Source organism: Enterobacter cloacae complex sp. S1, assembly GCF_014930525.1.
In the GTDB taxonomy this organism is placed as follows: Bacteria; Pseudomonadota; Gammaproteobacteria; order Enterobacterales; family Enterobacteriaceae; genus Enterobacter; species Enterobacter hormaechei_C.
This window is the reverse complement of record NZ_JADBRE010000001.1, coordinates 107,474-126,505: the sequence shown is the minus strand read 5'-3', so window position 1 is coordinate 126,505 and position 19,032 is coordinate 107,474. Positions and strand designations below refer to the sequence as shown.

The window sequence follows — 19,032 nt, the reverse complement described above, 5'->3', positions numbered from 1 at the left end:
GTCATGAAGCTGATACGCGGCATACATAATCTCAGTCAAGCCCCGCACGGGTGCGTGCTGACCATTGGTAATTTTGACGGCGTGCATCGTGGGCATCAGGCGCTGTTGCAGGGATTGCGTAAAGAAGGCGAGGCGCGAGGCCTGCCCGTCGTGGTGATGATTTTCGAGCCTCAGCCGCTGGAGCTGTTTGCAGGCGAGAAATCCCCCGCGCGGCTGACGCGTCTGCGCGAGAAGTTACGCTACCTGGCGGAGTCAGGGGTGGACTACGTCCTGTGCGTACGGTTCGACCGTCGGTTTGCCGCGCTGACCGCACAAAATTTTGTCAGCGACCTGTTGGTCAGGCAGCTTGGCGTGCAGTTTCTCGCCGTGGGCGATGATTTCCGCTTTGGCGCTGGTCGTCAGGGCGATTTCTTGTTATTACAGAAGGCTGGCCTGGAGTACGGGTTTGACGTCACCAGCACGATGACCTTCTGTGAGGGCGGCGTGCGCGTAAGCAGCACGGCGGTACGTCAGGCGCTGGCGAACGATGAACTGGACAAGGCAGAAACGCTGCTGGGTCACCCGTTCACAATTTCAGGTCGCGTGGTCCATGGCGATGCGCTGGGCCGCACGATAGGTTTCCCGACGGCGAATATACCGCTGCGTCGTCAGGTCTCCCCGGTTAAAGGGGTCTATGCGGTGGAAGTGGCAGGGCTGGGCGAGAAGCCTTTCTACGGCGTCGCCAACATTGGCACACGTCCAACGGTTGCCGGTGTGCGTCAACAGTTAGAAGTACACCTGCTGGACGTTGTAATGGACCTGTATGGTCGCCATATAGATGTGATACTGCGTAAAAAAATACGCAATGAACAGCGATTCGCTTCGCTGGATGAACTTAAGGCGCAAATCGCGCGAGATGAATTAACGGCCCGCGAGTTTTTTGGGCTTTGAACCCGGCTTAAATGCCTACGTGATAAATACGGAACCGAGAATCTGATGAGTGACTATAAATCAACCCTGAATTTGCCGGAAACAGGGTTCCCGATGCGCGGCGATCTCGCCAAGCGCGAACCGGGAATGCTGGCGCGTTGGACCGATGATGACCTGTACGGCATCATTCGTGCAGCCAAAAAAGGCAAAAAAACCTTCATTCTGCATGATGGCCCTCCATATGCGAATGGCAGCATTCATATTGGTCACTCGGTTAACAAGATTCTGAAAGACATTATCGTGAAGTCCAAAGGCCTCACGGGATATGACTCGCCTTACGTTCCGGGCTGGGACTGCCATGGTCTGCCAATCGAGCTGAAAGTTGAGCAAGAATACGGTAAGCCGGGTGAGAAGTTCACCGCCGCCGAGTTCCGTGCGAAGTGCCGCGAATACGCCGCTACGCAGGTTGACGGTCAGCGCGCTGACTTCATCCGTCTGGGCGTATTGGGCGACTGGTCGCACCCGTACCTGACCATGGACTTCAAAACCGAAGCCAACATCATCCGTGCGCTGGGTAAAATCATCGGCAACGGTCACCTGCACAAAGGCGCGAAGCCGGTGCACTGGTGCGTCGACTGCCGCTCTGCGCTGGCAGAAGCGGAAGTGGAGTATTACGACAAAACCTCGCCTTCTATCGACGTGGCCTTCGAAGCGGTCGATCAGGATGCGATCAAAGCTAAATTTGGTCTGCCTGGCGTAAGCGGCCCGATCTCTCTGGTGATCTGGACCACCACCCCGTGGACGCTGCCTGCTAACCGCGCGATCTCCCTCTCTGGCGAGTTTGAGTATGCGCTGGTGCAGATTGATGGCCGTGCGGTTATCCTGGCGAAAGACCTGGTCGAAAGCGTGCTGAAACGCGCGAACATCACCGATTACACCGTGCTGGGCACCGTAAAAGGTGACGCGCTGGAACTGATGCGCTTCAAACACCCGTTCCTGGACTTCGACGTTCCGGCGATCCTGGGCGACCACGTCACGCTGGACGCGGGTACCGGTGCGGTGCATACCGCCGGTGGCCACGGTCCTGACGACTACAACATCAGCCTGAAATATGGTCTGGAAATCGCTAACCCGGTTGGTCCGGACGGCTCTTACCTGCCAGGCACGTACCCGGCGCTGGACGGCATCAACGTCTTTAAAGCTAACGACATCATCGTTGACATGCTGCGCACCAGCGGCGCGCTGCTGCACGTTGAGAAAATGCAGCACAGCTATCCGTGCTGCTGGCGTCACAAGACCCCGATCATCTTCCGTGCAACCCCGCAGTGGTTTATCAGCATGGACCAGAAAGGCCTGCGCGCGCAGTCTCTGAAAGAGATCAAAGGCGTGCAGTGGATCCCTGACTGGGGCCAGGCGCGAATCGAATCCATGGTGGCTAACCGTCCTGACTGGTGTATCTCCCGTCAGCGCACCTGGGGCGTGCCGATGTCTCTGTTCGTACATAAAGAGACGCAGGAGCTGCACCCGAACACGCTGGAACTTATGGAAGAAGTGGCGAAGCGCGTCGAAGTTGACGGCATTCAGGCGTGGTGGGATCTCGACGCCCGCGACATCCTGGGCGCTGACGCAGACAGCTACGAGAAAGTGCCGGATACCCTGGACGTGTGGTTCGACTCCGGGTCTACCCACTCCTCCGTGGTTGACGTGCGTCCGGAGTTTGCTGGTCACGCTGCCGATATGTATCTGGAAGGGTCTGACCAACACCGCGGCTGGTTCATGTCATCGCTGATGATCTCCACCGCCATGAAGGGTAAAGCACCTTACCGCCAGGTATTGACCCACGGCTTCACCGTGGATGGTCAGGGCCGTAAGATGTCCAAATCTATCGGTAACACCGTTTCTCCGCAGGACGTGATGAACAAACTGGGCGCGGACATTCTGCGTCTGTGGGTGGCCTCTACCGACTACACCGGCGAAATGGCGGTCTCTGATGAGATCCTGAAACGTGCTGCTGACAGCTATCGTCGTATTCGTAACACCGCGCGCTTCCTGCTGGCGAACCTGAACGGGTTCGATCCGGTGAAAGACATGGTGAAGCCGGAAGAGATGGTTGTGCTCGATCGCTGGGCGGTAGGCTGCGCGAAAGCGGCGCAGGAAGATATTCTTAAAGCCTATGAGTCTTACGACTTCCACGAAGTGGTGCAGCGCCTGATGCGCTTCTGCTCCATCGAGATGGGCTCGTTCTACCTCGACATCATCAAAGACCGCCAGTACACCGCGAAAGCGGACAGCGTGGCGCGTCGTAGCTGCCAGACTGCGCTGTTCCACATCGCAGAGGCGCTGGTACGCTGGATGGCGCCGATCATGTCCTTCACCGCGGATGAAATCTGGGGTTACCTGCCGGGCGAACGCGAGAAGTATGTCTTCACCGGCGAGTGGTACGAAGGTCTGTTCGACCTCTCCAGCACTGAAGCAATGAACGATGCCTACTGGGACGAGCTGCTGAAAGTGCGTGGCGAAGTGAATAAGGTTATCGAGCAGGCGCGCGCTGACAAGAAAGTCGGTGGTTCGCTGGAAGCGATCGTGACCCTGTACGCCGAACCGGAGCTGGCGGCCAAACTGACCGCGCTGGGCGATGAATTACGATTTGTCCTGTTGACCTCCGGTGCGAAAGTTGCGGATTATGCCGAAGCTACTGCTGATGCTCAGCAGAGTGAACTGCTCAAAGGACTGAAGGTCGCACTGAGCAAAGCCGACGGTGAAAAATGCCCGCGTTGCTGGCATTACACCACTGATGTCGGTCAGGTGGCGGAACACGCAGACATCTGCGGACGCTGTGTAAGCAACGTCGCCGGTGACGGCGAAAAACGTAAGTTTGCCTGATGAGTAAAACTCTCTGTTCAACAGGACTGCGCTGGCTGTGGCTGGTGGTGGTGGTGCTGATTATTGATTTGGGCAGCAAGTTCCTGATCCTCCAGAATTTCGCTCTGGGGGATACGGTCCCGCTGTTTCCGTCGCTTAACCTGCACTATGCCCGCAACTATGGTGCGGCGTTTAGTTTCCTTGCCGACAGCGGTGGCTGGCAGCGCTGGTTCTTCGCGGGTATCGCTATCGGTATCTGCGTCGTGCTGGCGGTGCTGATGTACCGCTCAAAGGCCACGCAAAAGCTGAATAACATCGCCTACGCGCTGATCATTGGCGGCGCGCTGGGTAACCTGTTTGACCGCCTGTGGCACGGCTTTGTGGTCGATATGATCGATTTCTACGTCGGCGACTGGCACTTCGCGACCTTTAACCTCGCCGATAGCGCAATATGCGTTGGTGCGGCGTTAATCGTGCTGGAAGGCTTCTTGCCTAAACCGGCCGCGAAAGAGCAGGCGTAACAAAACCAGCCGGGTGACGCGTAGCGATCCCGGCCTACAGAATTTGTGGCCCCCGTAGGCCCGGTAAGCGTAGCGCCACCGGGCAACAGGTGACCCAAAACAAGCGAGCAATTTGCATGTCTAAATCCGTACAGAGCAACAGCGCGGTTCTCGTTCACTTCACGCTGAAGCTGGATGACGGCTCCACGGCCGAATCCACCCGCAACAATGGCAAACCGGCGCTGTTTCGTCTGGGTGACACCTCCCTGTCTGAAGGCCTTGAGCAGCAGCTTCTGGGTCTGAAAGAGGGCGAGAAAAAAGCGTTTTCGCTGGAGCCGGATGCGGCATTCGGTGTGCCAAGCCCGGACCTGATCCAGTATTTCTCGCGTCGTGAGTTCATGGACGCGGGTGAACCAGAAATCGGGGCGATTATGCTCTTTACCGCTATGGACGGCAGCGAAATGCCTGGCGTGATCCGCGAAATCAACGGGGACTCCATTACCGTTGATTTCAACCATCCGCTTGCCGGGCGTACCGTTCATTTTGATGTAGAAGTGCTGGAGATCGATCCGGCACTGGAGGCCTGAAATGCAGATCCTGTTGGCTAACCCGCGCGGTTTCTGCGCCGGTGTAGACCGCGCTATCAGCATTGTTGAAAACGCGCTGGAGATTTACGGCGCGCCGATTTACGTGCGTCACGAAGTGGTGCACAACCGCTACGTGGTCGACAGCCTGCGCGAGCGCGGTGCGATTTTTATCGAGCAGATCAGCGAAGTGCCGGACGGCGCAATCCTCATCTTCTCCGCGCACGGCGTCTCTCAGGCGGTACGCAACGAGGCGAAAAGCCGCGATCTGACCGTATTCGATGCCACCTGTCCGTTAGTGACAAAAGTGCATATGGAAGTGGCGCGCGCCAGCCGTCGTGGTGAAGAGTCAATTCTGATTGGTCACGCCGGTCACCCGGAAGTTGAAGGCACCATGGGCCAGTACAGCAACCCGGAAGGGGGCATGTACCTGGTCGAATCGCCGGAAGACGTCTTTACGCTGGATGTGAAAAACGAAGCCCGTCTGTCGTTTATGACCCAGACGACGCTTTCCGTAGACGACACCTCAGACGTGATTGACGCCCTGCGCCAGCGCTTCCCGAAAATCGTCGGGCCGCGCAAAGATGATATCTGCTATGCAACCACCAACCGTCAGGAAGCCGTACGCGCGCTGGCTGAACAGGCGGATGTGGTGCTGGTGGTCGGCTCGAAAAACTCCTCTAACTCCAACCGTCTGGCCGAACTGGCGCAGCGTATGGGGAAAGCAGCTTTTCTGATCGACGACGCAACGGACATTCAGGAAGCGTGGGTGAAAAACGCGGCCTGCGTCGGTGTTACCGCAGGCGCTTCAGCGCCGGATATCCTGGTGCAAAACGTCATTGCCCGCCTGCAAGAGCTGGGCGGTGGCGAAGCGGTGCCGCTGGAAGGCCGTGAAGAGAACATTGTCTTCGAAGTGCCGAAAGAGCTGCGAATCGACGCCCGCGAAGTGGAATAATGTCCTCTCAATCTTCAAAATGCCGGTGGCGAAAGCCTCCGGCATTTTTGTTTCTGGTTAACTGTGATTCACCATCAATATTGACGCTTTTATCACTAGGTTAATCGTTTAATCTGCCATCATGATATTGCTGTTCTCCTCGGGCCGGAGAGCGATATGAATTCAGACATCTTTTTGCCACCTCAGTTGACGTGGGCTACCGGCGCGCTAGCCGGCGGGCCGCTTATCCGCAAAACGACTCGTCTTGCGGATCTTCCTGGGATCTTCGCAGACGGCGAGGCGTGGAAGTGCGGCAATCCTCAAAAAAGTGTGTATGACGTAGACGTACTGGGCTCGCCCGTAGGGGAAGGGGCACTCTTCGTTGGGGTAACTCACCTGCGTGCGGGTAACGTGGGCGATGAGTTCTTTATGACTCGCGGTCATTTTCATCAGCGCCGCGAACAGGGCGAGGTCTATTTTGGCCTGCGCGGATGTGGCTTGTTGCTGCTGCAAACGGAGGCGGGCGACGCGCGGCTTGAGCAGGTGACGGCTGGCTCCGTGCATATTATTCCTCCTTTTACAGCGCATCGTTTGATTAACACTGGCAACGAGACGCTATCCTCCCTTGCCGTCTGGCCGAGCATTGCGGGACACGACTATGCGGCGCTGGCAGAGGGCTTCACCCTGCGGATCTTTGCCTCCGGGGAAGGTTACGAGGTGCGCCATGGCTAACTATGGCCTTGATATGACCATCAACCGTCAGCCGCTCGGTTTTTGCTACGGAGAGGATGTTACCGGGCCGATGCCGGAGATCAGAACGCTGGATCAGATCCGCCCGTCGCTGCGCAATCCGGACTGCGAAGGGCCTGAACAGGTATATGCCATCGCGATGGACGTGGCGCGTCTGGCGGACAGGCCGGAGCTCGAAAAACGCATGCTGCTTTTTGGTGTGGTCACCTACGCGGCAGGCACGCTTGGCGATGAGCCGGTCCGCAGCCAGGGACATGTTCACCGTATTAGCCAGCACAGCGGATGGTCGCCCCCTGAGCTGTACGAAATCTGGCAGGGTAAAGCGATTATCTACATGCAGGAGTATGTGGACGACGATCCGGGACGTTGTTTTGCGGTACTCGCGGGGCCGGGTGAAAAGGTACTGGTCCCTCCCGGATGGGGCCATGCGACGATTTCGGCCTCGCCCAATGAGCCGCTGACGTTTGGTGCGTGGTGCGATCGGGAATATGGCTTTGAGTATGAGGCCGTTCGTGCGCGAAAAGGTCTGGCCTGGTATCCCTTAGTTCAGGGTAATCATATTGTCTGGCAGCATAACAGTCACTACAGACCAGGGCGCTTGCAGATGATTACGCCGAGAAGTTATCCGGAATTTGGCATTACTGATGCGCCTGTTTATCAGCAGTTTATTGATGACCCCGCACGGTTCCAGTTTATTTCGCGTCCGGATAAAGTCGCAGAACTGTGGAATAACTTCCATCCATAAAGAAGCCGGGGCATTGCCCCGGTTTTCTTATCCTGCAAACAAACCGGACGCCACGCCAAGCGCTGCCAGTATAAGCAGCAATATCATGGCTTTTACCGGCGACACGCCGCGTTTTGCCATCAGATACCAGGTCCCCAGCACCACCGCCAGCGGAAGCAGCTGCGGGAAAATACCGTCCAGCATCTGCTGAACGTGAATGTTAACCCCGTCCCGGGTGATGAACTCCAGCCCGGTGCCGAGCTTCACGTAGCTGGCCGCCACGCCGCCCATGACAAATACGCCCAGTAGCGAGAGCGCTTCCCGTAGCCGGGTAGATTTGCTGCTGACCAGCATCTCCACGGAGCCTGATCCCATCTGGTAGCCTTTCAGAAACAGGAACCAGGAGCCAGGGATAATGATGGCCAGCCAGGCAACGGTATAAAACAGTGGACCGAGGATATTTCCGCCTGCCGCCAGCGCCATCCCAATGCTAAGCAGGATCGGGATCAGCATGCCCGGGATCATCGAATCGCCGATCCCGGCAATTGGCCCCATCAGGCCTACCTTCAGGGTATTTATGGTTTCACCGTCAATCGGCTCGCCGTTGGCTTTTTTCTCCTCCAGCCCCAGCGCCATACCGTTAACGATCGCGCCAATCTGTGGCTCCGTGTTGTAGAACGACGCGTGACGGCGCAGCATCTCGGTACGTTGTACCGGGTCGGGATAGAGCTTTTTTGCGACCGGCAGCATGCTCAGGCAAAAGCCGAAGGATTCAAGGCGTTCAAAGCTCATTGAGGAGAGGTTGTGCATCATCCACGCTCGCCAGCAGCGGCGCAGATCCTTGCGGGTGAGTTTACGTTCTTCCATCAGAATTCATCCTCGTCGTCAGGGACAGGTGCTGAAGCCACGGCCTGCGGTGCCTCGGGTTTATAGTTGTAATGAATCAGTGCCAGCAGGGCGCCCACGATCACCAGCGCGACCATATTGAGATTCAGGAAAACGATGCAAACGAAGCCCACCAGAAAGTAGATGAGCATGGTATAGCTTTTGATGATCTGCTTAAGCAGGATGGCAATACCGACGGCGGGCAAGATGCCGCCCAGCACGTTCATGGTGGAGAGGACGATATGCGGCAGGCTGTCCATAAACCCGCTAATGTACTGTGCGCCAAAAAAGACGGCGATAAAGGTAGGCACAAAGCGCAGCACAAAGTTCATCGCCTGCGGCCAGATGGCGCTGTTAAGGTAGATCCCGCGCTCGTCGCCGTTCTCCAGCGCCACATCCGCACGATGGTTCCAGAAGGAGTTCAGCACCATCATCGCATTGAAGAGAATGGTTCCGGCGATCCCAATAGTCGCCGCCAGCGCGACGGCAACCTCAGGTCCTTTGCCGGAAAGTATTCCCAGCGCAATGGCCGGATAAGCCACAAAGTTTAAATCTGCTGGCATCGAGCCGCCGGGTGTCACCATTGCGATATACACCGCCTGCACCGCTACGCCAATCATAATCCCGGTTTTGATATCGCCCAGGATCAGGCCAACCAGCATCCCGGAAATGAGCGGTCGGGAGATGAGATACCAGCCGCCCGTCAACCCTAAAAGCCACGGACTACTGAGTGCGCCCAGATAACACAGCAGGCCAATTAAAGCCGCTTCGATAATCATGATCTGCTCCTTATTTCAGCTTTTGTCTGGCATCCTGCCAGGTATAAAAACTGGCATCAGGAACCAGGCGGAATTCAATCGCGTGTCCCTGCCCGGTCAGCCACTCGAACGCCGCCGCTTCATCCTGGGTTACCGATTGATTCGGGCCGATGGTGATCGTGTTAGCCCGGGCGCTCATCGGGCCGACGTTAATTTTTCCGTTGCTGTTTTTCAGGCTAATGCCCGCCTGCTCAATGCGCTGTAGCGTGAGTGGAGATTTGCCAATCACGAAATAGCGCTTTTCGCTGGCAATCACTTTTGGCAGTTTTTCGATCGCGGTTGCCGTATCGAACAGCCACACTTTAGTATCTGATACGGCTCCTTTCATGACCGACGATAACAGCGGATCGGCCGCAACGGCATCGTCAATGGCAACGATGCCGTCGCAGGGCAGCTCCCTGGCCCAGCGTGTAATGAGCTGCCCGTGGATCACGCGATCGTCAATGCGTACAAAAGAAATACTCATATGCGGCTCCTTAAAAATCGTCTGTCTGTGCAGTATCTGCCGGTTTCGCCTGTACCAGCGTCGGCAGAGTAATTTCGATAAGCTGCCCGGCAGCCTGATGAACATCGCGAGCCATCATCACCTCATCGGTTTGCAGCAGCATCGGGAAGTTGACTCCAGCCACCACGGCGACCGGCGGCTGCGTATGTGGGTTAAACGCGGCCTCACAGGCCACGTTCCACGGCGTGCCGCTTTGCATGTCGCACAGCACCAGCACGCCGTCAGCGTTGGCGCTTGCCGCTTCCAGCGTGGCGATGAAATCCTGCCGGAAGCCTTCTATTCCCGCCTGTTCGGTCAGACAAACGGTGTGTACGCCGGGGAGCTCGCCGTATACCATCCGGCCGCTCTCCAGCAGCGCGGCGGCTAACGGCCCATGAGTGGCGACAATAAAATGAATCATCGTTAGCTCCTTACCCAGGCTTTGATCGTCGCGAGGGGGTGTCCGGAAGCACGGGCTGACGGTGAAATGCGATAATCACCTACGCTTGCCGGAATGATGAAAGTTTCGGCGTAATGGACGGTAAACGGCTCAAATGCACCGGTTGGGCTGTCGACAATTGCTTCGTCGCCCTCTACCAGATTCAGCACGTTCACGCCGCCGCCGGTGTGGTGCACAACGGGTTCGCTAAACCAGTGGCGGCGGGTTTCGATAAATTCACGCTCGTGCAGGCCAGTACGCTCTTCACGCCAGCCGTTTCCTTCCGCGACAGGTTCGAACTGATTCACCAGATGCTGATGTACCCACCGCGTGTCGCGCTGCCAGTCGATCACCTTTTCACCGTGCTCCAGGTGTACCGGGCGCGGCAGCCCGTCCAGGCCCAGGCGGCCCCAGTCCCACAGTTTGAAGGTGAAAATATACGGCGTAGCGCTGATCTCCAGCACCATGGTTCCCGCGCCGGAGCAGTGCACCGTCCCAGCCGGGATCAGGAAATGGTCGTGCTTTTTTGCCGGGATCTGATTAACGAAGCGGTCGTCATCAAACGGTTTTTCACCGCGACCCGCGCGCCTGAGATCGTCCATCATGGCCTCAGGGTCTGTGCCGGTTTTGGTCCCCAGATAGACGACGGCACCCGGCTCCGCTTCCAGAATGTAATAACTCTCATCCTGGGTATAGTGCATCCCAAACTGCTGCTGGATGTACTCGGTAATGGGGTGGACCTGGAAGCTCAGATTCTGGCCACCCATGGTGTCGAGGAAGTCAAAACGGATCGGGAATTCCGCGCCGAAACGTGCGTGAACTTTCTCGCCCAGCAGAGCACGGGGCTCAAGCAAAACCAGATCCTGAGAGGGGATCTCGATCCGCACTGCGCCAAAACGCAGTAACAGGCTGTTCTCCTCGGGCACGCAGTCAAAACACCACGCGTAATTGGGTGCAGAGGGATCGAGATCGAATTGCTGTTTCATCCACTGGCCGCCCCAGACGCCAGGATCGAAAAAGGGTGCCACGCGGAAAGGCTGGGTGGTAGTTTGCTTCAGCCCGGCTCGCAGGGCCTCGCCGCTGACCATCGCGGGCTGGTTCGTCTGGGTTGTATCCAGTAAAAAATCGGTGCGCCTGAGCAGCGGCGTTTTGTGGCGATCGAAGACGCGCCATTCGACAAAAAAGGCGCGCTTGTAGCGACGAAGCATATCTTCCTGCTGATTATCTGCGCCCCAGTTCCCAGTCTCACCCCGGCGCATACGCTGCTGGATCTCCCAGCGCGGCAGATCGGCATACACCAGCACATCACCCGGATGGACAAGCGTCGCACCGGGTCCGTAGATCACAATCAGCCCCCCGGAACACTGGTTCACCTGAACCTGCAACGCCTCCAGACGCGCGGGATCGAAAAACTCTCCAAGCTGGTGGCAGGAGAGAACGCCAAAGACGCGATCGTCTGTGAGGTTGCGCGCCAGCATCTCATGAATGGCACACTCATCCCGTCGCGCCTGTTCAGCATTGATCGCCAGCGTCGGGCGTAGACGCGGCAGCACGTTCTCTTCAAGCTCGGTCATGCGCACGCCCGGATAGCAGTCAATCACCAGCACCGTGCGGCTGCGCTGTTGGGTTTGTGACTCAAGAACGCGGGTTATTGCTTCCCAGCCTTGCCAGGCGCTGTCATCAAAACCCTGTATCGCCACCGTGGGGAATTTGTCGTAGGTTGTCATTGTATCCTCCGTAATCGTTATTTAAGGTTATTCGATTAACCGTATTTGAGAAGAGTGGTTAACGCGATTAACCCGCCATAAATACGAATCGAATCCAGAACAACAGCGGTAATGTGAAGAGTCTCACAGGGAAAAATGCAAAAAAAGGTTATTCGATTAACCTGTAGTGATGATGAAGGAGACAACATGACGGGAATTACACTGGCCGATGTCGCGAAACGCGCCGGCGTGTCAACGGCGACGGTCTCGATGGTGCTCTGCAACAAAGGCCGCATTTCGCAAAGCACGCGTGAACGTGTGCTTAAGGCGCTGGATGAATCCGGCTATGTCTATAACCAGACGGCAGCCAATTTACGTAACCGCAGCAGTAACCAGGTCGGGCTGCTCTTGCACGATATCACCAACCCTTTTTACAGCGAGATGACGGCAGGGTTAAGTCATGAAATGGAGCGCCACGAGCTGATGCTTTTTCTGGCGAATAGCGAGGAATCGGCAGAGCGACAGCAAAAATTTGTTGATTCACTGATGCGTAATAACGTCGGCGGTATGGTGCTGTGTGCGGCTCGGGAAACGCCCCAGGCCTTTTTTGAGGGTCTGAAGCGGCGCAATATTCCGGCTATCATGGTTGTGCGCCCGCTGAACGATCCGGATTTTGATTTTGTCGGAACGGATAACTTCTTAGGCACGCAGATGGCGACGGAGCATCTGCTCAGAATGGGCCATCGGCACATTGCGTTCATTGGAGGGAGCCAGAATTCGGGCTCTCGGGCGCAGCGTATCGGGGGCTTTACCAGCAAGCTGCTGGAGTACGGCGTGACGCCGAATCCTGCCTGGATCAGAACCTCTCACGCCAGCCAAAGCGACGGCGCGCGCGTGGCAGAGGCGTTACTTCTCGAGCATCCACACATCAGTGCGGCGATTTGCTATCAGGATGTTGTGGCGCTGGGGGTGATGCAAAGCTTACGCAAGATGGGCCGTGAGCCGGGACGTGATTTTGCGCTGGTCGGTTTCGATGATATTACCGAAGCGGCTCTGGTGCAGCCCGCATTGACCACCGTATCGGTGGCGGCGAAAGAGATTGGTCGTAAGGCAGGGGAGTTACTTTACAGCCGCATACAGGGCAACGACGAACCCGCCAAACGAATCATTCTGCCGCCTGCGCTGGTGGTGCGGGAATCATGTGGTTTTCGCTGACGATCATGTCTTTCACTGATATCTCACCCTGTTTATCATTAAATTCTAATTATCGGCGTTTTCTGTGGCAGCCTGTGCAAAGGCTGGTTAATCTGAAAACGATTTACATCATTTTAACGTAAGAGAATAACTATGCATGATGCACAGATCCGCGTCGCCATTGCGGGCGCGGGTGGACGTATGGGCCGTCAGCTGATTCAGGCGGCACTACAGATGGATGGCGTGGCGCTTGGCGCGGCGCTGGAGCGTGAAGGTTCATCGCTTTTGGGAGCCGATGCAGGCGAGCTGGCAGGCGCAGGTCAGACGGGCGTTACCGTGCAGAGCAGCCTTGAGGCGGTGAAAGAAGACTTTGACGTGTTTATCGATTTTACCCGCCCTGAAGGCACGTTGGCTCACCTGGCGTTTTGCCGTCAGCACGGTAAAGGGATGGTGATTGGCACCACCGGTTTTGACGAGGTCGGTAAGCAAGCCATTCAGGATGCGTCCACCGAGATTGCGATTGTCTTTGCGGCAAACTTTAGCGTGGGGGTAAACGTCATGCTGAAACTGCTGGAGAAGGCGGCGAAGGTGATGGGCGACTACACCGACATTGAAATCGTCGAAGCGCACCATCGCCACAAAGTCGATGCTCCGTCAGGCACGGCGCTGGCGATGGGCGAAGCGATTGCTTATGCAATGGATAAAGATTTGAAAGACATCGCGGTCTATTCTCGCGAAGGCCACACTGGCGAGCGCGTGCCTGGCACCATTGGGTTTGCCACCGTTCGCGCGGGTGATATCGTCGGTGAACATACCGCTATGTTCGCCGATATTGGCGAAAGGGTCGAAATCACCCATAAAGCATCCAGCCGTATGACATTTGCAAACGGGGCGGTACGTTCGGCATTGTGGCTGAAAGGTAAGCGTAATGGTCTTTTTGATATGCGAGATGTCCTCGAACTCAACAATTTGTAAGCATTATTACCCATCGTGATGTGGTTATTGCAGTCGTAATTAATTGATTGCATAGGGCAATATTTTATTGCCCTTTTATTTTGTCCGTTTGGGGTATTTATTGTGTCTAACTGGTTTAAAGTAAGCGTTTTCTCGATAATTTCTGTTGCTGGACTGTAAATTTTGACCATTTGGTCCACTTTTTATTCCTGCAAGACGTTCCTTTCTATTAAACTGCATACGCAAGCGGTTTCCACAGTGATTTAGTTGATCTTTTTGCCGCTTAATCTGAGTTCAGGCCTCCAGGCTTGCAAAAGAATATACAAAACTCCCGTTTTAAGTTGACTTTTACATGGCAAATCCCCAGAATGCCGCCGTTTGCCAAAAATCCGCTGGCAACACATTTGCATTGATCCATGACATGGTTATGAATTAATATGCAAATAAAGTGAGTGAATATTCTCTGGAGGGTGTTTTGATTAAGTCAGCGCTATTGGTTCTGGAAGACGGAACCCAGTTTATCGGTCGGGCCATAGGGGCAACGGGTTCGGCGGTTGGGGAAGTCGTTTTCAATACTTCAATGACCGGTTATCAAGAAATCCTCACTGATCCTTCCTATTCTCGCCAAATCGTTACTCTTACTTATCCTCATATCGGCAATGTCGGCACCAATGCGGCTGACGAAGAATCCTCTCAGGTACATGCGCAAGGCCTGGTCATTCGCGACCTGCCGCTGATTGCCAGCAACTTCCGCAACACCGAAGACCTCTCTTCTTACCTGAAGCGCCACAACATTGTGGCGATTGCCGATATCGATACCCGTAAGCTGACGCGTCTGCTGCGCGAGAAGGGTGCACAAAACGGTTGTATCATCGCAGGGGATAACCTCGATGCGACGCTGGCGCTGGAAAAAGCGAAAGCCTTCCCGGGACTGAACGGTATGGACCTGGCGAAAGAAGTGACCACCGCTGAAGCCTACAGCTGGACGCAGGGAAGCTGGACGCTGGAAGGCGACCTGCCGGAAGCGAAACCGGAAAGCGAGCTGCCGTTCCATGTGGTGGCCTATGATTTTGGCGCCAAGCGCAACATCCTGCGTATGCTGGTTGACCGTGGCTGCCGCCTGACGGTCGTCCCGGCACAAACGTCTGCGGAAGATGTTCTGAAGATGAACCCGGACGGCATCTTCCTCTCTAACGGTCCTGGCGACCCGGCGCCGTGCGACTACGCTATCGCCGCCATCAAGTCCTTCCTTGAAACCGACATTCCGGTATTCGGCATCTGCCTCGGCCATCAGCTGCTGGCGCTGGCGAGCGGAGCGAACACCGTCAAGATGAAGTTTGGCCACCACGGTGGTAACCACCCGGTGAAAGATATCGACAACAACACGGTGATGATCACCGCGCAGAACCACGGCTTCGCTGTGGATGAAGCGACGATGCCGGCTAACCTGCGCGTGACGCATAAGTCACTGTTCGATGGTACCTTGCAGGGTATCCATCGCACCGATAAGCCTGCGTTCAGCTTCCAGGGCCACCCTGAAGCCAGCCCGGGCCCACACGATGCCGCGCCGCTGTTCGATCACTTCATCGAACTTATCGAGCAATACCGTAAGACCGCTAAATAATCAGGAGCTGAGAAGACCATGCCAAAACGTACAGACATAAAAAGCATCCTGATCCTTGGCGCTGGCCCGATTGTCATCGGCCAGGCCTGCGAATTCGACTACTCCGGCGCGCAGGCGTGTAAAGCCCTGCGTGAAGAGGGTTACCGCGTTATCCTGGTGAACTCTAACCCGGCCACCATCATGACCGACCCGGAAATGGCGGATGCGACCTACATCGAGCCGATTCACTGGGAAGTGGTACGTAAAATTATCGAGAAAGAGCGTCCGGACGCGGTGCTGCCGACCATGGGCGGCCAGACGGCGCTGAACTGTGCGCTGGAGCTGGAGCGTCAGGGCGTGCTGGAAGAGTTCGGCGTGACCATGATCGGTGCGACCGCCGACGCGATTGATAAAGCAGAAGACCGTCGTCGCTTCGACGTGGCAATGAAAAAAATTGGCCTTGATACCGCACGTTCCGGTATCGCGCATAATATGGAAGAAGCGCTGGCCGTTGCGGCCGAAGTGGGTTATCCGTGCATCATCCGTCCTTCCTTCACCATGGGTGGCACCGGCGGCGGCATTGCCTACAACCGCGAAGAGTTTGAAGAAATTTGCGAGCGCGGCCTGGATCTCTCCCCAACCAAAGAGCTGCTGATTGATGAATCGCTGATTGGCTGGAAAGAGTACGAGATGGAAGTGGTGCGTGATAAAAATGACAACTGCATCATCGTCTGCTCCATCGAAAACTTCGACGCGATGGGGATCCACACCGGCGACTCCATCACCGTTGCGCCAGCTCAGACGCTGACCGACAAAGAGTACCAAATCATGCGTAACGCCTCGATGGCGGTACTGCGTGAAATCGGCGTGGAAACCGGCGGCTCTAACGTGCAGTTCTCGGTGAACCCGAAAACCGGCCGTCTGATTGTTATCGAAATGAACCCGCGCGTGTCCCGTTCCTCCGCACTGGCCTCCAAAGCCACCGGCTTCCCGATTGCGAAAGTGGCGGCGAAACTGGCGGTGGGTTACACCCTTGACGAGCTGATGAACGACATCACCGGTGGCCGCACGCCTGCCTCGTTCGAACCGTCCATCGACTACGTTGTGACCAAAATTCCACGCTTTAACTTCGAGAAATTCGTCGGTGCCAACGACCGTCTGACTACCCAGATGAAATCTGTTGGTGAAGTCATGGCGATTGGCCGCACGCAGCAGGAATCCCTGCAAAAAGCGCTGCGTGGCCTGGAAGTGGGCGCGACCGGCTTTGACCCGAAAGTCAGCCTGGACGATCCGGAAGCACTGACCAAAATCCGCCGCGAGCTGAAAGACGCGGGCGCAGAGCGTATCTGGTACATCGCCGATGCCTTCCGCGCGGGCCTGTCCGTCGACGGCGTATTTAACCTGACTAACATCGACCGTTGGTTCCTGGTGCAGATTGAAGAGCTGGTGCGTCTGGAAGAGCAGGTCGCTGAGCTGGGCATCACCGGACTGGACGCAGACTTCCTGCGCGTGCTGAAGCGTAAAGGCTTCGCCGATGCGCGTCTGGCCAAGCTGGCGGGCGTGCGTGAAGCGGAAATCCGCAAGCTGCGCGACCAGTACGACCTGCACCCGGTCTACAAGCGCGTGGACACCTGTGCGGCTGAATTCTCGACCGATACCGCATACATGTACTCCACCTATGAAGAGGAGTGCGAAGCGAACCCGTCCGTCGACCGCGACAAGATTATGGTGCTGGGCGGCGGTCCAAACCGTATCGGCCAGGGCATCGAGTTTGACTACTGCTGCGTACACGCCTCACTGGCGCTGCGCGAAGACGGTTACGAGACCATTATGGTCAACTGTAACCCGGAAACCGTCTCGACCGACTACGACACCTCCGACCGCCTCTACTTCGAGCCGGTTACCCTGGAAGACGTGCTGGAAATCGTGCGCATCGAGAAGCCAAAAGGCGTGATCGTGCAGTACGGCGGCCAGACTCCGCTGAAGCTGGCGCGCGCGCTGGAAGCAGCAGGCGTGCCGGTTATCGGCACCAGCCCGGATGCGATTGACCGTGCGGAAGACCGCGAGCGTTTCCAGCAGGCGGTTGACCGTCTCAAGCTGAAACAGCCGGCGAACGCCACCGTGACCGCCATTGAGATGGCCGTTGAGAAAGCGAAAGAGATCGGCTACCCGCTGGTGGTGCGTCCATCCTACGTACTGGGCGGCCGCGCGATGGAAATCGTCTACGACGAAGCGGACCTGCGTCGCTACTTCCAGACGGCGGTGAGCGTTTCCAACGATGCGCCAGTGCTGCTCGACCGCTTCCTCGACGACGCGGTTGAAGTCGACGTGGATGCCATCTGCGACGGCGAAAGGGTGCTGATTGGCGGCATCATGGAGCACATCGAGCAGGCGGGCGTGCACTCCGGTGACTCCGCCTGTTCTCTGCCAGCGTACACCCTGAGCCAGGAGATTCAGGACGTGATGCGCCAGCAGGTGCAGAAGTTGGCCTTCGAGCTTCAGGTTCGCGGCCTGATGAACGTTCAGTTCGCGGTAAAAGACAACGAAGTCTATCTGATTGAAGTCAACCCGCGTGCGGCGCGTACCGTACCGTTCGTCTCCAAAGCGACCGGTATTCCGCTGGCGAAAGTGGCGGCGCGCGTGATGGCTGGCCAGACGCTGGCTCAGCAGGGCGTCACGAAAGAAATTATCCCGCCTTACTACTCGGTGAAAGAGGTGGTACTGCCGTTCAACAAATTCCCGGGCGTTGACCCGCTGTTAGGGCCAGAGATGCGCTCTACCGGGGAAGTGATGGGCGTTGGCCGTACCTTCGCAGAAGCGTTTGCGAAAGCGCAGCTGGGCAGTAGCTCCACCATGAGAAAATCTGGCCGTGCGCTGCTCTCCGTTCGCGAAGGCGATAAAGAGCGCGTGGTTGACCTGGCTGCCAAGCTGCTGAAACAGGGCTTCGAGCTGGACGCCACTCACGGTACGGCGATTGTGTTGGGTGAAGCGGGTATCAACCCGCGTCTGGTGAACAAAGTGCATGAAGGTCGTCCGCACATTCAGGACCGCATTAAGAATGGCGAGTACACCTACATCATTAACACCACCGCAGGTCGCCAGGCGATTGAAGACTCCAAACTGATTCGCCGCAGCGCGCTCCAGTACAAAGTGCATTACGACACCACCCTGAACGGCGGTTTCGCGACGGCCATGGCGCTGAATGCGGATGCCACCGAGAAGGTGATTTCGGTACAGGAAATGCACGCTCAGATTAGCAAGTAACACACATTGCCCGGTGCCATCCGGTTACCGGGCAATTTTCCCATCTTAAGAACCTTCTGGTTTTTCATCCGCTTTCAGTCAGTTAGCCTAAAATAGTTAGGTCGATAACGAAAATTCAACTGAGAGCAGGGGAATACACCATGCAAAATAAACTACTGATCGCTTCCGTTCTGGCTGCCACCGCAATGTTCACCGTGGCGGGCTGTTCGTCCAATCAGGCCGTAAAAACCACCGATGGCAAAACGATTGTTACTGACGGGAAACCGCAGGTGGATGACGATACCGGTCTGGTATCGTACAAAAACGCCGAAACCGGTCAAACTGAACAGATTAACCGTGACCAGGTTAAATCAATGGGCGAGCTGGATAACTAATTCAGATTTCTGACGTTAGCCCGTCAATAATATTCACTATTAGCCTGT

Annotated in this window: 17 protein-coding genes; 12 read left to right on the top strand and 5 right to left on the bottom strand. The window is 56.4% G+C overall.

The window, feature by feature from the left end; translation table 11 throughout:
* Positions 1-3: 3 nt before the first annotated feature.
* The 7 genes from ribF to IM290_RS00515 all read left to right on the top strand — a co-directional run bounded on the left by ribF (position 4) and on the right by IM290_RS00515 (position 7,284).
* A complete protein-coding gene (gene ribF, locus IM290_RS00545) occupies positions 4-930 on the top strand; it encodes a bifunctional riboflavin kinase/FAD synthetase (protein WP_063659353.1) in 927 nt (308 codons plus the stop codon).
* 45 nt (positions 931-975) lie between these two features.
* Positions 976-3,792, top strand: coding sequence for an isoleucine--tRNA ligase (gene ileS / locus IM290_RS00540; protein ID WP_193042042.1), 2,817 nt, complete (start codon positions 976-978; stop codon positions 3,790-3,792).
* A complete protein-coding gene (gene lspA / locus IM290_RS00535) occupies positions 3,792-4,292 on the top strand; it encodes a signal peptidase II (protein WP_003856452.1) in 501 nt (166 codons plus the stop codon). The genes ileS and lspA overlap by 1 nt, the downstream gene beginning before the upstream one ends.
* Positions 4,293-4,408: 116 nt before the next feature.
* On the top strand, positions 4,409-4,858 hold the full coding sequence (gene fkpB / locus IM290_RS00530) for an FKBP-type peptidyl-prolyl cis-trans isomerase (RefSeq protein ID WP_003856450.1): 450 nt from the start codon (positions 4,409-4,411) through the stop codon (positions 4,856-4,858).
* A 1-nt stretch (position 4,859) separates the two neighbouring features.
* On the top strand, positions 4,860-5,810 hold the full coding sequence (gene ispH, locus IM290_RS00525; protein ID WP_017383814.1) for a 4-hydroxy-3-methylbut-2-enyl diphosphate reductase: 951 nt from the start codon (positions 4,860-4,862) through the stop codon (positions 5,808-5,810).
* A gap of 156 nt (positions 5,811-5,966) precedes the next feature.
* A complete protein-coding gene (locus IM290_RS00520; protein WP_017383813.1) occupies positions 5,967-6,521 on the top strand; it encodes a glucose-6-phosphate isomerase family protein in 555 nt (184 codons plus the stop codon).
* Complete coding sequence (locus IM290_RS00515; protein ID WP_017694538.1) at positions 6,514-7,284, top strand: glucose-6-phosphate isomerase family protein; 771 nt, start codon at positions 6,514-6,516, stop codon at positions 7,282-7,284. Before IM290_RS00520 ends, IM290_RS00515 begins: the two co-directional genes overlap by 8 nt.
* A gap of 27 nt (positions 7,285-7,311) precedes the next feature.
* On the opposite strand, the gene IM290_RS00510 is transcribed toward IM290_RS00515, so the two are convergent.
* The 5 genes from IM290_RS00510 to IM290_RS00490 are packed head-to-tail and all read right to left on the bottom strand — an operon-like array spanning position 7,312 to position 11,616.
* Positions 7,312-8,130, bottom strand: coding sequence for a PTS system mannose/fructose/sorbose family transporter subunit IID (locus IM290_RS00510; RefSeq protein ID WP_015572637.1), 819 nt, complete (start codon positions 8,128-8,130; stop codon positions 7,312-7,314).
* On the bottom strand, positions 8,130-8,927 hold the full coding sequence (locus IM290_RS00505) for a PTS sugar transporter subunit IIC (protein ID WP_193042043.1): 798 nt from the start codon (positions 8,925-8,927) through the stop codon (positions 8,130-8,132). The genes IM290_RS00510 and IM290_RS00505 overlap by 1 nt, the downstream gene beginning before the upstream one ends.
* A 10-nt stretch (positions 8,928-8,937) precedes the next feature.
* Complete coding sequence (locus IM290_RS00500; protein WP_015572639.1) at positions 8,938-9,432, bottom strand: PTS sugar transporter subunit IIB; 495 nt, start codon at positions 9,430-9,432, stop codon at positions 8,938-8,940.
* A 10-nt stretch (positions 9,433-9,442) separates the two neighbouring features.
* Positions 9,443-9,871, bottom strand: coding sequence for a PTS sugar transporter subunit IIA (locus IM290_RS00495; RefSeq protein ID WP_193042044.1), 429 nt, complete (start codon positions 9,869-9,871; stop codon positions 9,443-9,445).
* 2 nt (positions 9,872-9,873) lie between these two features.
* Positions 9,874-11,616 carry a class I mannose-6-phosphate isomerase gene (locus IM290_RS00490; RefSeq protein ID WP_063136698.1) on the bottom strand — a complete coding sequence of 581 codons (1,743 nt, stop codon included), beginning with the start codon at positions 11,614-11,616 and terminating at the stop codon, positions 9,874-9,876.
* 186 nt (positions 11,617-11,802) lie between these two features.
* Between IM290_RS00490 and IM290_RS00485 the strand changes: the two genes are divergently transcribed.
* The 5 genes from IM290_RS00485 to IM290_RS00465 all read left to right on the top strand — a co-directional run bounded on the left by IM290_RS00485 (position 11,803) and on the right by IM290_RS00465 (position 18,984).
* Positions 11,803-12,810 carry a LacI family DNA-binding transcriptional regulator gene (locus tag IM290_RS00485; RefSeq protein ID WP_015572642.1) on the top strand — a complete coding sequence of 336 codons (1,008 nt, stop codon included), beginning with the start codon at positions 11,803-11,805 and terminating at the stop codon, positions 12,808-12,810.
* Positions 12,811-12,942: 132 nt separating this feature from the next.
* Positions 12,943-13,764: a 4-hydroxy-tetrahydrodipicolinate reductase gene (gene dapB / locus IM290_RS00480; RefSeq protein WP_193042045.1), complete on the top strand. Its 822-nt coding sequence runs from the start codon at positions 12,943-12,945 to the stop codon at positions 13,762-13,764.
* 454 nt (positions 13,765-14,218) lie between these two features.
* A complete protein-coding gene (carA, locus tag IM290_RS00475; RefSeq protein WP_023324136.1) occupies positions 14,219-15,367 on the top strand; it encodes a glutamine-hydrolyzing carbamoyl-phosphate synthase small subunit in 1,149 nt (382 codons plus the stop codon).
* Between the two features lie 18 nt (positions 15,368-15,385).
* Positions 15,386-18,610, top strand: a complete 3,225-nt coding sequence (carB, locus tag IM290_RS00470; protein ID WP_193042046.1) for a carbamoyl-phosphate synthase large subunit — start codon at positions 15,386-15,388, stop codon at positions 18,608-18,610.
* A 140-nt stretch (positions 18,611-18,750) separates the two neighbouring features.
* Complete coding sequence (locus tag IM290_RS00465) at positions 18,751-18,984, top strand: YgdI/YgdR family lipoprotein (RefSeq protein WP_003856439.1); 234 nt, start codon at positions 18,751-18,753, stop codon at positions 18,982-18,984.
* Positions 18,985-19,032: the final 48 nt, after the last annotated feature.

What these genes read in the sequence shown, in the direction of transcription:
- ribF (WP_063659353.1), top strand. Translation starts at nt 4, where the DNA reads ATGAAGCTGATACGCGGCATACATAATCTCAGTCAAGCCCCGCACGGG.
- ileS (WP_193042042.1), top strand. Translation starts at nt 976, where the DNA reads ATGAGTGACTATAAATCAACCCTGAATTTGCCGGAAACAGGGTTCCCG.
- lspA (WP_003856452.1), top strand. Translation starts at nt 3,792, where the DNA reads ATGAGTAAAACTCTCTGTTCAACAGGACTGCGCTGGCTGTGGCTGGTG.
- fkpB (WP_003856450.1), top strand. Translation starts at nt 4,409, where the DNA reads ATGTCTAAATCCGTACAGAGCAACAGCGCGGTTCTCGTTCACTTCACG.
- ispH (WP_017383814.1), top strand. Translation starts at nt 4,860, where the DNA reads ATGCAGATCCTGTTGGCTAACCCGCGCGGTTTCTGCGCCGGTGTAGAC.
- IM290_RS00520 (WP_017383813.1), top strand. Translation starts at nt 5,967, where the DNA reads ATGAATTCAGACATCTTTTTGCCACCTCAGTTGACGTGGGCTACCGGC.
- IM290_RS00515 (WP_017694538.1), top strand. Translation starts at nt 6,514, where the DNA reads ATGGCTAACTATGGCCTTGATATGACCATCAACCGTCAGCCGCTCGGT.
- IM290_RS00510 (WP_015572637.1), bottom strand. Translation starts at nt 8,130, where the DNA reads ATGGAAGAACGTAAACTCACCCGCAAGGATCTGCGCCGCTGCTGGCGA.
- IM290_RS00505 (WP_193042043.1), bottom strand. Translation starts at nt 8,927, where the DNA reads ATGATTATCGAAGCGGCTTTAATTGGCCTGCTGTGTTATCTGGGCGCA.
- IM290_RS00500 (WP_015572639.1), bottom strand. Translation starts at nt 9,432, where the DNA reads ATGAGTATTTCTTTTGTACGCATTGACGATCGCGTGATCCACGGGCAG.
- IM290_RS00495 (WP_193042044.1), bottom strand. Translation starts at nt 9,871, where the DNA reads ATGATTCATTTTATTGTCGCCACTCATGGGCCGTTAGCCGCCGCGCTG.
- IM290_RS00490 (WP_063136698.1), bottom strand. Translation starts at nt 11,616, where the DNA reads ATGACAACCTACGACAAATTCCCCACGGTGGCGATACAGGGTTTTGAT.
- IM290_RS00485 (WP_015572642.1), top strand. Translation starts at nt 11,803, where the DNA reads ATGACGGGAATTACACTGGCCGATGTCGCGAAACGCGCCGGCGTGTCA.
- dapB (WP_193042045.1), top strand. Translation starts at nt 12,943, where the DNA reads ATGCATGATGCACAGATCCGCGTCGCCATTGCGGGCGCGGGTGGACGT.
- carB (WP_193042046.1), top strand. Translation starts at nt 15,386, where the DNA reads ATGCCAAAACGTACAGACATAAAAAGCATCCTGATCCTTGGCGCTGGC.
- IM290_RS00465 (WP_003856439.1), top strand. Translation starts at nt 18,751, where the DNA reads ATGCAAAATAAACTACTGATCGCTTCCGTTCTGGCTGCCACCGCAATG.